The 12,271-nt window shown below is 73.6% G+C and carries 11 protein-coding genes; 3 read left to right on the forward strand and 8 right to left on the reverse strand.

Annotated features, from left to right (window positions below; genetic code table 11):
* Positions 1–64: 64 nt before the first annotated feature.
* From C1N81_RS11505 to C1N81_RS11520, 4 genes are all read right to left on the reverse strand, one after another.
* Positions 65–1,060 carry an aldo/keto reductase gene (locus C1N81_RS11505; protein WP_394428685.1) on the reverse strand — a complete coding sequence of 332 codons (996 nt, stop codon included), beginning with the start codon at positions 1,058–1,060 and terminating at the stop codon, positions 65–67.
* A gap of 5 nt (positions 1,061–1,065) precedes the next feature.
* Entirely contained in the window at positions 1,066–1,830 is a 765-nt protein-coding gene (locus C1N81_RS11510; protein WP_394428686.1) for an SDR family NAD(P)-dependent oxidoreductase, read from the reverse strand.
* On the reverse strand, positions 1,827–3,182 hold the full coding sequence (locus C1N81_RS11515) for an L-fuconate dehydratase (RefSeq protein ID WP_394428687.1): 1,356 nt from the start codon (positions 3,180–3,182) through the stop codon (positions 1,827–1,829). Before C1N81_RS11515 ends, C1N81_RS11510 begins: the two co-directional genes overlap by 4 nt.
* Positions 3,183–3,408: 226 nt before the next feature.
* Entirely contained in the window at positions 3,409–4,119 is a 711-nt protein-coding gene (locus C1N81_RS11520; RefSeq protein WP_394428688.1) for a TetR/AcrR family transcriptional regulator, read from the reverse strand.
* A 126-nt stretch (positions 4,120–4,245) separates the two neighbouring features.
* Between C1N81_RS11520 and C1N81_RS11525 the strand changes: the two genes are divergently transcribed.
* Together C1N81_RS11525 and C1N81_RS11530 are read left to right on the forward strand one after the other, a co-directional pair.
* Positions 4,246–5,742, forward strand: a complete 1,497-nt coding sequence (locus C1N81_RS11525; protein WP_394428689.1) for an APC family permease — start codon at positions 4,246–4,248, stop codon at positions 5,740–5,742.
* A 29-nt stretch (positions 5,743–5,771) separates the two neighbouring features.
* Positions 5,772–7,430 carry an amidohydrolase gene (locus C1N81_RS11530; protein WP_394428690.1) on the forward strand — a complete coding sequence of 553 codons (1,659 nt, stop codon included), beginning with the start codon at positions 5,772–5,774 and terminating at the stop codon, positions 7,428–7,430.
* 10 nt (positions 7,431–7,440) lie between these two features.
* Here the strand turns inward: C1N81_RS11530 and C1N81_RS11535 are convergent, their stop codons facing one another.
* The 3 genes from C1N81_RS11535 to C1N81_RS11545 all read right to left on the reverse strand — a co-directional run bounded on the left by C1N81_RS11535 (position 7,441) and on the right by C1N81_RS11545 (position 9,840).
* Complete coding sequence (locus C1N81_RS11535) at positions 7,441–8,397, reverse strand: formylglycine-generating enzyme family protein (RefSeq protein ID WP_394428691.1); 957 nt, start codon at positions 8,395–8,397, stop codon at positions 7,441–7,443.
* Between the two features lie 145 nt (positions 8,398–8,542).
* Positions 8,543–8,719 (reverse strand): hypothetical protein, encoded by a 177-nt coding sequence (locus C1N81_RS11540; protein ID WP_394428692.1) that lies wholly within the window; start codon positions 8,717–8,719, stop codon positions 8,543–8,545.
* Between the two features lie 341 nt (positions 8,720–9,060).
* The gene (locus C1N81_RS11545) at positions 9,061–9,840 is read right to left on the reverse strand and encodes a DUF4142 domain-containing protein (protein WP_394428693.1); all 780 of its coding nucleotides are present in this window, start codon (positions 9,838–9,840) and stop codon (positions 9,061–9,063) included.
* Positions 9,841–10,076: 236 nt separating this feature from the next.
* On the opposite strand from C1N81_RS11545, the gene C1N81_RS11550 reads away from it, so the two are divergent.
* A complete protein-coding gene (locus C1N81_RS11550) occupies positions 10,077–10,655 on the forward strand; it encodes an HD domain-containing protein (RefSeq protein ID WP_394428694.1) in 579 nt (192 codons plus the stop codon).
* A gap of 91 nt (positions 10,656–10,746) precedes the next feature.
* On the opposite strand, the gene C1N81_RS11555 is transcribed toward C1N81_RS11550, so the two are convergent.
* Positions 10,747–12,252, reverse strand: coding sequence for an SDR family NAD(P)-dependent oxidoreductase (locus C1N81_RS11555; RefSeq protein ID WP_394428695.1), 1,506 nt, complete (start codon positions 12,250–12,252; stop codon positions 10,747–10,749).
* Positions 12,253–12,271: the final 19 nt, after the last annotated feature.

Genomic DNA, 12,271 nt, shown 5'->3' on the forward strand with positions numbered 1-12,271 from the left:
ACGCGCCGGGCGGTCCCGGCGAACACGTCGCGGTCGGCGCGGACCTTGGTGTGCAGGGCGACTCTCACGCGCGCTCCTTCTGTTCGGGGGTGGGGGCGTCGGGGTCGAGGAGGTGGCGGGCGCGGGCGTCGGCCCAGAAGCCGTCCGGCACCGGGGTCTCGAACTGCTGCACCGTGTCCAGGACTTCGGCCGCCGAGCGGGTGCCGACCAGGACCCCCGTGACGGCGGGATGGCCGAACGGGAAGGCGAGCGCGGCGGCCCGCAGGGTCGTGCCGTGCCGTTCGGCCAGCTCTTTCAGCTTCAGCGCCTTGCGGACCATGACGGGCGCGGCGAGCGTGTAGTCGAAGGTGCCACCTTGGCGCGGGTCGGCGAGGAGGCCCGAGTTGAAGACGCCGCCGATGACGACGGAGACGCCGCGCGCGGCCGCCGCGGGCAGCAGCCGGGGCAGGGCGCCCTGGTCGAGGAGGCTGTAGCGGCCCGCGCACAGGACCACGTCGACGTCGGTGTCGCCGACGAACCGGGTCAGCATCCGCGCCTGGTTCATGCCCGCGCCGACGGCGCCGACGAGCCCTTCGCCGCGCAGCCGCTCCAGCTCGGGGCAGGCCTCACCGAACGCCTGCCGCGCGTGGTGGTCCGGGTCGTGCAGGTAGACGACGTCGATCTTGTCGACGCCGAGCCGGCCGAGGCTCTCCTCGATGGAGCGGCGCACCCCGTCCGCGCTGAAGTCCCACACGCGGCGGTGTGTGGCGGGCACGGCGAATCCGTCGGCCAGGTCGTCGCCGCCGCCCTCGTACGGTTCCAGGCGGCGGCCGACCTTGGTGGACAGGGTGTACGAGCCGGTGGGGCGGGAGCGCAGGAACTCGCCGAGACGGCGCTCCGAGAGGCCGATGCCGTAGTGCGGGGCGGTGTCGAAGTAGCGGATCCCGGCGTCCCAGGCGGCGTCGAGCGCCTCGTACGCCTCGTCGTCGCGGACCGGGGTGAACAGGTTGCCGATGCCCGCAGCGCCGAAGCCGAGCGCGGTGACCGGGACGTCGCTCCGGCCCAGGGTGCGGGTCCGCATCGGCGTCACTGTCCCGCGGGCCGCGGGCGCAGGCCCTGCATGCCGCCGTCGACGGCGAGGGAGGTGCCGGTGGTCGCGCCGGAGAGCGGGCTCGCCAGATAGGCGACGGCGCCCGCGACCTCGTCGGCGCAGACGAGCCGTCCGGTAGGCTGCCGTGCTTCGAGGGCGGCGCGTTCGGCGGCCGGGTCGTCGGCCTTGTCGAGGAGCCGCCCGATCCAGGGCGTGTCCGCCGTGCCCGGGTTGACGCAGTTGACGCGGATGCCCTCGCGGACGTGGTCGGCGGCCATGGCGAGCGTCAGGGAGTACACGGCGCCCTTCGACGCGGAGTACAGGGCGCGCTGCGGCAGTCCGGCGGTGGCGGCGATGGAGCAGGTGTGGACGATCGCGGCGTGGGCGGAATCCCGCAGCGCGGGCAGGGCGGCGCGGGCCACGCGCACCATGCCGACGACGTTGACGTCCAGGACGCGGTGCCATTCGGCGTCGTCGTTGTCGGCGACGGTGCCCTGGGCGCCGATGCCCGCGTTGTTGACCAGGACGTCGAGCCCGCCGAGGTCGCCGATGGCGGCGGCCACCGCGGCCCGTACGCTCACGTCGTCGGTGACGTCGGCGGCGTATCCGCGCAGCGGCTTGTCCACGGCGGAGATGTCGCGGTCGAGGACGGCGACGTCGGCGCCGCGCGCGAGGAGCAGTTCGGCGGTGGCGCGGCCGATGCCGGAGGCGCCGCCGGTGACGAGCGCCTTGAGCCCGGCGAAGTCCTGAACACGGGTCATGCTGTGGCTCCGTTCGTGTGGGGCGGTTCGGGCGCGGCCAGGTCCTTCGACCAGAACGCGCCGTCCGGACAGGTGAACTCGGCGATGGACTCCGGGCGCATGGTGGCGGAGAAGCCGGGTGCGGTCGGGGCCGTGTAGTGACCTTCGCGCAGGACGACCGGGTCGAGGAAGTGGTCGTGCAGATGGTCGACGTACTCGATGACACGGTCCTCTGTCGTCCCCGTCAGGGCGACGTAGTCGAACATCGACAGGTGCTGGACCAGCTCGCACAGGCCCACACCGCCCGCGTGCGGGCAGACGGGGACGCCGAACTTCGCGGCGAGCAGCAGGATCGCCAGGTTCTCGTTGACGCCGCCGACGCGGGCGGCGTCGATCTGGAGGACGTCGAGGGCGCCGGCCTGGAGGAGCTGCTTGAACACGACGCGGTTCTGGACGTGTTCGCCGGTGGCGACCCTGACCGGGGCGACGGCCGCGCGGATCGCGGCGTGGCCGAGGATGTCGTCGGGGCTCGTGGGCTCCTCGATCCAGTAGGGGTCGAACGGTGCGAGGGCGTTCGTCCACCGGATCGCCTCGTCGACGTTCCAGCGCTGGTTGGCGTCGACGGCCAGCCGGATGCCGGGGCCGACGGCCTCGCGGGCGGTGCGGCAGCGCCGGACGTCGTCGGCGAGGTCCGCGCCGACCTTCAGCTTGATCTGGGTGAAGCCGTCGGCGACGGCGCGGCGGGCGAGGCGGGTGAGCTTCTCGTCGGAGTAGCCGAGCCAGCCGGGCGAGGTGGCGTAGGCGGGGTAGCCGCGCTCCAGGAGGCGGGCGGTGCGCTCGGCGGCGCCCGCCCGGCCCTCCTCCAGCATCCGCAGGGCCTCCTCCGGGGTGAGGACGTCCGCGATGTACCGGAAGTCGATCTGCCGGACGAGCCAGGCGGGCTCCGCCTCGGCGAGCAGCCGCCACACCGGTTTCCCGGCGCGCTTGGCCGCGAGGTCCCAGGCCGCGTTGACGACGGCGCCGATCGCCATGTGCATCACGCCCTTCTCCGGTCCCAGCCAGCGGAGTTGACTGTCGCCGATCAGGTCGCGGCTGAGGGAGCCCGGGTCGGCGCACAGGGCGTCGACGGAGCGGCCGACGAGGTACGGGACGAGCGCACGGATCGCGGCGACCTGGACGTCGTTGCCGCGGCCGATGGTGAACGCGAAGCCGTGCCCCTCGTGCCCGTCGGCGGCGTCCGTGCGCAGCACGACGTAGGCGGCGGAGTAGTCGGGGTCGGGGTTCATGGCGTCGGATCCGTCCAGCTCCCGGGAGGTCGGGAACCGGATGTCATAGGTGTCGACCGCGGTGACGCGCGGGGTGGTTGCGGACACGTGATGCCTTTCGGGCGGGGCCGGTGGGCCTCGGATCGGTCCTGGGCGCGGCCGGTGGTGACGCGGATCAGTCCTGGGCGTGGCCGGTGGTGACGCGGGCGATCATCAGGGCGGGCAGGGTCCGGACGACGCCGAGCAGAAGCACGCCGGTCGGCACGCCGAACATGGTGCCCTTGCCGCAGGGGCGCGGGGAACGGCGCGACCAGCCACGACGGGAGGCCCGCTCTCAGGGGCGCGGGTGCACCTCGTGTGACGCCGCGACCAGCGCCCGCAGCATCAGCTCCAAGGCGACCTCGAACGAACTCCCGCCCATCAACGGCAAGTGCCCCCGCACGGCGGCAACCTCGGGGTACTCCCCCGCGGACAGCCCCGCGTACACCCCGCCCCACGCCAGATCATCCGCCCCGCGCCGCTCCACGGGCAGAGCCATCTGCGCGGCGTCGAGGGCGGCATGACCCAGCACCGTGTCGATGAACGCCGCGTAGTAGCGCACGGCCGACGCCCCGTCGAACCCCGCCCGCCGCAACAGCCCGAGCCCCGTGTCGACCGCCCGGAACTCGTTGAGCCGCCGCGTGACGCGGTACGCCGCGAGCGCCGCGACCCGGGGGTGGCGCCGGTACCCCGCGTGGACCCGCCGCCCCATCTCCCGCAGCGCGTCGTCCCACGCCATTCCGCCCGGTTCGAACCCCGCCTGCGCCTCGCCGATGATCCGGTCCGCGAGGGCGAGGAGGAGGTCGTCGGTGTGGTGGAAGTACCGGTAGAGGGCGCTCGGATCGCAGCCGAGCGCCGCGCCGAGCCGCCGCACGCTGAGCGCTTCCGCCCCGTGCTGTTCGACGAGCCGCAGCGCGCAGTCGACGATCACGTCCTCGGACAGCACCACCCCGGACTTGGTGGGCCGACGACGCCGCCGCTCCTGCGGAACACGTCCTTCCGTCATCCGTCCGCTCCCTCCCTCGGTGACGCGACCCCTTATGTCAACACCATTGACGCACCACTGACAACCCCGGTTTGATCGCAGCCTCCTCGCCCCACCCCTCACCCTTCCGGCCACAGGAGCCTGCCCATGAGAAGCGCACCCAGAAGCGAACCTCCAGGTCTGCGCCGTTCCCTCGGTGTCGTCGACGGAGTCGCCATCGCCGCGTCGAGCACCGCCGCGACCACGAGCATCGGCATCGGGATGGGCACGCTCGCGGCGACGGTCGGCCTCCAGGCGCCGGCCGTGCTGCTGATCGCGTTCCTGCCGATCCTGGGCATCGCGACGGCGTACGCGCGGCTGAACCGGGACGAGCCGAACATGGGCAGCGGTTATGTGTGGGTCGCCTCGTCGCTCGGCCCGTGGCTCGGTTTCCTCACCGGCTGGGTCACCCTCGTCGGCACCGTGATCTTCATGGCGTACACGAGCGCGGTGACCGGCTCGGTCTTCCTCCAGTTCGCCGACAAGGCCCATCTGCACACCCTGTTCGGCCTCGGCCTCGACCCGAACTCGACCGCACTGAGCACGGTCGTCGGGCTCCTCGTCCTCGCCGCCGTCACCGTCACGGCGGTCACCGGCGTCCGCAAGGCGACCCGGCTCCAGGCGTGGCTGCTCGTCTTCGAGTACGCGGTGCTGCTCGGGTTCTGCGGCTGGTGTCTGGTCACCGGGGCGCACGGCTTCCAGTGGTCATGGCTGAACCCCTTCGCCGTGCACGACGGCACGGCGTTCGCGCAGGGCCTCGTCCTCGCCGTGTTCTTCTTCTGGGGCTGGGACGCCGCGTTCAGCGTCACCGAGGAGACGAAGGACGTCCGGGACGTGGGCCGCGGCGGCTTCATCGCCCTGTTCACGATGCTCGCCCTGTTCCTGTACGGGTCGATGGCCTTCCAGCGCGAGATGTCCCTGCCCGAACTGATCGAGCAGGGTCCGACGGCGCTCACGTACCTCGGGGCGAAGCTGGCGGACGAACCGGTCGCCAGTCTGCCGCTGCTCGCGCTGCTGTTCTCGGCGGTGGCGTCCTTGCAGTCGAGCGTGATCCCGACGGCGCGCGGCCTGTACGCGATGGGCCGGGACCGCACGATGGGCCGCGTGTGGACACGCGTCAGCCCCCGGTACGGCTCCCCCGCGCTCGGCACGGTGCTCGTCATCGCCGTCGCGGCGGCGGTCGCGCTCCTCGCCCTCGCCATCCCGAAGCTGAACGAGATGATCCTGGCGGCGGTGAACTCGATCGGTCTGACCGTCGCCCTGTACTACGGCCTGACGGCGCTGGCCTGCGCGGTCAGGTTCCGCACGGCGCTGCGCGGCTCTCCGGGCGAGGCGTTGCGCGCGGTCGTCGCGCCGGGCCTGAGCGCGCTCGTCCTGCTCGGCGTCGGCGTCTATCTGGCCCGGGACTACGCGACGATGACCGACCATTTCGCCCTCGGCCCGGACAACGGCTGGTTCATGCTGTCCGTGCCGGTGGCCGTCCTCGTCTCCGGTCTCGTGATGGCGGCAGTCGCCAAGTACCGGCGCCGCTCCCCGTACTTCACGACCCGGCGTGGCACCGACGCCGACGCCGTCCCGCCGCCGACCGCGCTCGAAGCGCCGTAGCACCCCACCACCCCAAGGAGTCACCGCACATGTCCGACACCCGCTCCACCGGCCCCGCCGACCTCGTCCTCACCGGCGGCCCCGTCCACACCGGCTCCCCCGCCCGGTCCCGCGCCACCTCCGTCGCCGTGCGCGGCGAGCGCGTCGTCGCCGTCGGCCACGACGAGGTACGGGAGCTGATCGGGCCGCGGACCGAAGTCGTCGACCTGGCGGGCAGGTTGCTGATCCCCGGGTTCCAGGACGCGCACGCGCATCCGGTCGGCGGCGGGCTCGAACTCGGGCAGTGCGATCTCAGCGGGGCGACGACGCCCGCCGAGTACCGGGAGCGGATCGCCGCGTACGCGGGGCGCCACCCGGAGCTGGAGTGGATCACCGGGGGCGGCTGGGCGATGGAGGCGTTCCCCGGCGGGCTGCCGACCGCCGCCGAGCTGGACGCGCTCGTGCCGGACCGTCCGGTGTACCTCGTCAACCGAGATCATCACGGGGCGTGGGTCAACTCCGTGGCCCTGCGCCGCGCGGGGATCGACGCCCGGACGCCCGACCCGGGCGACGGCCGTATCGAGCGCGACGCCGCCGGCGCGCCCACCGGCATGTTGCAGGAGGGCGCCGCCAATCTGGTCGCCGCCCTGCTGCCGCCGCTGACCCGGGAGGAGCGGATCGCCGGTCTGCTGCGCGCCCAGGAGCTGCTGCACTCGCTCGGCATCACCGCCTGGCAGGACGCGCTGCTCGGCTCGCACGCCAACCTCACCGACCCCACGGACGCCTACCTGGCGTGCGCGGACGACGGCCGGCTGACCGCGCGCGTGGTGGGCGCCCTGTGGTGGGACCGGGCGCGCGGCACCGAGCAGATCGAGGAGCTGCTCGCGCGGCGCGAGGCGGGCACGCGCGGGCGGCTGCGCTCGACGACGGTGAAGATCATGCAGGACGGGGTCGCCGAGAACGGCACGGCCGCGCTGCTTAACCCCTACCTCGACGCGTGCGGCTGCCGCACCGACAACAGCGGCATCAGCTTCGTCGAGCCCCGCGACCTGAGGACGTACGTCACCGCGCTCGACGCCCACGGGTTCCAGGTGCACTTCCACGCGCTCGGCGACCGTGCCGTGCGCGAGGCGCTCGACGCGGTGGAGGCGGCGCGGCGGGCCAACGGCTGGACCGACACCCGGCCGCACCTCGCCCATCTCCAGGTCGTGCACCCGGACGACATCCCCCGGTTCCGGGCGCTCGGCGCGACCGCCAACATCCAGCCGCTGTGGGCCGCGCACGAGCCGCAGATGGACGAGCTGACCGTCCCGTTCCTGGGCGAGGAGCGGGCGGCGCGGCAGTATCCGTTCGCGGCGCTGCTGCGGTCGGGCGCGACCCTCGCGGCGGGCAGCGACTGGCCGGTGAGCAGCCCGGACCCGCTGCAGGGCATCCACGTCGCGGTGAACAGGGTGGCCCCGGACGCGCCCGCCGGGACGCCGGTGTTCCTGCCCGGACAGCGGATCGGCCTCCATGACGCGCTCGCGGCGTACACGGCGGGCAGCGCGTACGTGAACGGTCTGGACGCGGAGACCGGGACCATCGCCCCGGGCCGCCTGGCGGACCTGGCGGTCCTGGACCGGGACCCGTTCGCGGGCCCGGCGGAGGAGATCGGGGCGACAAAGGTGGAGCAGACGTTCGTCGGCGGCCGGCGGGTGTTCGGCCGCTGAACCGGTGGCGTCAGGCGTCGGCCGCGCACCGGAAACCGCAGTTCCCGCTGCTCGAATCCGGGGTGTTGGCGGTGCGGGCGGCGACCCGGTAGCGGTTGCAGTACGAGTCGTGGCACAGGTACGAGCCGCCGCGCATGACGCGGTTCCCGCCCACCGCCGGGCCCTTCGGGTCGGTGGCGGGGGCAGCGTCGTGGGTCGCCGTGAAGCGGTCGGCGACCCACTCCCACACGTTGCCGACGACGTTGTGCAGGCCGTAGGCGTTGGGCCGGTAGGCGTCGACCGGGGCGGTGCCGACGTGCCCGTCCTCGCCGGTGTTGACGCGGGGGAACTCGCCCTGCCAGATGTTGCAGCGCCAGTGGCCGCGCGGGGTCAGCTCGTCGCCCCACGGGTAGCGGGCCTGTTCGAGGCCGCCGCGCGCCGCGTACTCCCACTCGGCCTCGGTCGGCAGCCGCTTGCCCGCCCAGGCCGCGTACGTGCTCGCGTCGTCCCAGCTCACATGGGTGACGGGGTGGCGGGCCCGGTCGCCGACGCCGGAGCCGGGGCCCTCGGGCGCCCGCCAGGTCGCGCCCTCGACGCCGCGCCACCACGGGGTGCCGGCCGGGGCCTGCGTCGCCCGGACCAGCTCGGGGGCGAGGAACCCGGCGAAGACGTACGACCAGCCGAACCGCTCGGCGGCGGTGACGTACCCCGTCTCCTTCACGAAGGTGGCGAACTGGGCGTTGGTGACGGCGTGTTCGTCGATGCGGAACGCGGCGACGGTGACCTCCCTGACCGGCCCCTCGCCGTCGCCCGGGTTGGCCCGCTCGTCCTCGTTGCCCATGAGGAAGGTGCCGCCGGGCAGCGTGACCATGCCCTTGCCGAGCGGCTTGGCGCGCCTGGGCGCGGGCGGGAGGACCACCGGCGCGGCCGGACCGGCTCCGCGCGGCGCCGCGCAGCACGCGGACACGGTCGGCTCCTGCGCGGTCATCTGTGCCTCCTGCGCGAAACGGGGTGGTGCGAACCGATCTTCGCACGGGGCGGCAGGGGGTTCGGGCCGGGGTGAGGGCAGACGTGTGCCCGCACCCCGAGGCAGGGCTCGGGATACGGGCGGACGGCCGGACGGGCCGCGGGGTTCAGTCGACGCTGGGCAGGATGTGCGGCTCGGCGAGGTCGTCCTCGTACCCGGCGAGACGGATCGGGGCCGAGCGGGCCCAGACGTCGAGACTGCCGAGCTTCTCCGGCAGGCGGCGGCCGACGCGCTCCGTACGTTCCTTCGGGCGCTGTTCGTGGTTCGTCTTCTCTGGTGTCACCGCGCACTCCTCATGTGTCGGGTAACCCGCTCCGGCGTGACCGGCCCAGCGTCGCGCTGGGCACCGGACGCCCGATCGGGCTTGGGTAGAGGGCCAGTTCGGGCGCGGTGGCGCCGGTTGCCGCTGGTGGGATCGACCGTGGTGGCCGGCCTCTCCCCGGGCGGTTCCGTGGGTACGGGTGGAACCCACTTGCAGTAACCGTCCGGCTACAGAGTAACCAAATGAGCGAGGGTCCGCTCGATGGGGCTGAAACCCGTGCGTCCCGCAGAGGTCGCCGGGTGTTCATTCAGCCACGTGGGGGCGGGCCGCGCGAGCGGTTTTCGGGCCGCTTAGGTGTTTTCTCAGTAGTCCGGGGCGGGCCGGTCCGTGGTGATGGTGCGTCCCGGCCCGTCGGTGGGCTGCGCCGACGGGCGGGACGTCGCGTCCGGCGAGCCCGTGGGCTGGGCGGGGGCCGGGTCCCGCGGGGCCTGCCCGTCCGGCGGGGGCGGACCCGACGGGCTGGCGGTGGCGGCGCCCGCGGCCTCGTCGGCGATCGCGTCGAAGTCCACGTCGCCGGTGTTCTCCAGCATGGTGATGTGGTCCAGGACCGTCTGGTTGGCGTCGGTGGCCAGGTCCCGTACGAGACTGTTGCGCGTGGTGTGCCGGACCTGGGCGACGAGCGCGAACACCTTGCCGTGCGAGTCCCGGAGCAGATTGGCGAACTTGCGCTCGTAGTCCTTGCCGCTCGCCGCGGACATCTCCCGGAGCCAGCCCTGCTGCTGCGCGGACGGCTGGTTCGGCAGTTCGACGCCGAGCCGCGCGGCCACCGAGCGGACCCGCTGGTCGAGGTCGGTGTGGCCGATGACGAGGTGGTCCCCCGCGTCGCGGATCGCCTGCGTCGGGGCGCGCTCCATCGCCTGCTGCCCCGCCGGGATCTCCCAGAGCCCGGCGAGCCTGACCTTGACGAGGAAGTCCCGGTCCGTCGCCGACAGCGGGCCCCACTGGGTGGACACGGTGCCCGCCGCCAGGTTGGCCTGGCCGGTTCCCGACCGGTCGGCGTACGACCAGATCGGGAACGCCAGGGCGCCGAGGGTGGCGACCAGGGCGGCGAGGATGAGGGTGGTGCCGTTCACGCGACGCAAGCGGTCCTCCTGGTGACCGACGTCGGCCCGCCCGTACGGTGCCCGTACGACGAGCCGGTGGCTGGTACGGGAAGATACGCGCGGGGCGGCCGGGATGTTCAGCCCCGCGGCGCAAGAAGGACCGTTAACGCCCCGTTGACCGTCGCGTCGACTGCCGGTCCGCTGCGCATGGCCTCCCCCTGGTCTCCTTCCGGACAGACGCACGGGCAGCGCAGGAGCTTCGGGAGGAGTCGTCCATGGACCGCGGGGAACGCGTCGGACCGCGCACCGTCGAGGAGCTGATGGCGGCGCTGCACGCCTGCCGGGGCGCGTGGGACACCCCGGACCGCAGCGGCGACCCGGTCGACCTGCACGACCACGCGCTGCAGACCGCGGCGCTGCTCAGGCGCGGCCGGCCCAGCGACAAGGAGTTGCAGGTCGCGGGGCTTGTGCACGATCTGGGCCATCTGCTGTACCCGGGAGACGACGCCGGGCACGCGGACCGGGGCGCCGACGCGGTGCGCGGGCTGCTCGGGGAGCGGGTGGCGCGCCTGGTGCGACTGCACGTCCCCGCGAAGCGCTACCTGAGCGCGCTCGAACCGGGCCGCGGCCTGTCGGCGCAGAGCGCCCGGACCCTCGCCGCGCAGGGCGGCCCGATGTCGGCGCGCGAGATCGCCGCGTTCGAGGCGGACCCGCTGGCCGAGGACGCGGTGACCCTGCGCCAGGCGGACGACGCGGGCAAGGTGGTGGGTTTGGACGCGGGGGTCATGGAGGACTGGCGCCCGGTGCTGGAGCTGGTCGCGGCGCGGCACGCGGCTGCCGTGCACAGCGGCTGAGCGGACGCCGGCCCGGCCGGGCGGCGGACGGCGTTCGGGTGCGGGCCGCCTCGCCGGCCGGCGAGGCGGGCGCCGTCCGCCGCCGGCTCCGCTACCACTTGCCGGGTTCGTAGTCCTTCAGGAAGACGCCGTACACGTCGTCGCCCGCCTCGCCGCGGACGACCGGGTCGTAGACGCGGGCGGCGCCGTCGATCAGGTCGAGCGGGGCGTGGAAGCCCTCCTCGGCGAGGCGCAGCTTGTCGTAGTGCGGGCGCTCGTCGGTGATCCAGCCGGTGTCGACGGAGGTCATGAGGATGCCGTCGCTCTGGAACATCTCCTGGGCGCTGGTGCGGGTCACCATGTTCATCGCGGCCTTGGCGGCGTTGGTGTTCGGGTGGCCCGCGCCCTTGTAGCCGCGGCCGAAGACGCCCTCCATCGCGGAGACGTTGACGACGTAGGCGCGCCCGCTCGACGCCTTCTTCGCGGCGTCGGCCATGGCCGGGCGCAGGGCGCTGATCAGGATGAACGGCGACGTGTAGTTGCACAGCTGGGTCTCGAGCAGCTCGACCGGGGAGATCTGGTCGATGGTCTGCACCCAGGTGTTGGAGTCGACGACGTCGGGGACGAGGCCGCCCGCGTCGATCGCGGTGCCGGCCAGGTGCCGCTCGACGCTCGCGTTGCCCGCGACGAGCGCCAGGTCGGCGACCTTCTGCGCGTCGAGGCCGCTGGTGCCGATCGGCAGGGCCGCTATGCCGTCGACCGCGCCGGAGTTGAAGGCGCCGATGACGGAGTGGGCGGGCAGTTCACCGGCGGGCAGCGGCGCGCTCTCGCCGTCGACCAGGGCGGCGTAGGCGGAGGGCAGGCGGCGCACGGTCTGCGTGGCGTTGTTGATGAGGATGTCGAGCGGGCCCTGCGCGGCGAGGCGCTCGGCCAGCTCGACGGACTGCGCCGGGTCGCGCAGGTCGATGCCGACGACCTCCAGGCGGTGGATCCAGTCCGCGGAGTCCTCCATCGCCTTGAAGCGGCGGATGGCGTCCTTGGGGAAGCGCGTCGTGATCGTCGTGTGCGCGCCGTCCCGCAGCAGGCGCAGCGCGATGTACATGCCGATCTTGGCGCGGCCGCCGGTGAGCAGGGCCCGCTTGCCGGTGAGGTCGGTGCGGGCGTCGCGCTTGGTCCGGTTCAGGCGGGCGCAGTCCGGACAGAGCTGGTGGTAGAAGTAGTCGACCTCGACGTACCGCTTCTTGCAGGTGTAGCAGGAGCGCGGGCGCTGGAGGATCCCCGCGAGGGTGCCCTCCTCGGTGCGGGACTGGGGCAGCAGGCCCTCGGTCTCGTCGTCGATGCGCTGCGCGGAGCCCGTCGCGGTCGCCTCGGTGACGGCCTTGTCGTGGGCGGTCTTGGCGGCGCGGCGCTCCTGGCGGCGGCGCTGCTTCACGGTCCGGTAGATCCCGGCGGTGGCGCGCCGCACGGCGATCGCGTCGGGGTGGTCCACGTCGAGCCGGTCCAGCTCGTCGAGCACGCTGAGGCAGACGGCGAGCCGCTCGGGGTCGATGCCCGGACCGGGGTTCTCCCCGGAGAGGTCAGAGGCCCCCGGGGCCTGGTTGTCGTCTGTCACCGTCATCGCCGCTGCCGTTTCTGGA

This window comes from Streptomyces sp. SGAir0957 (assembly GCF_043523415.1).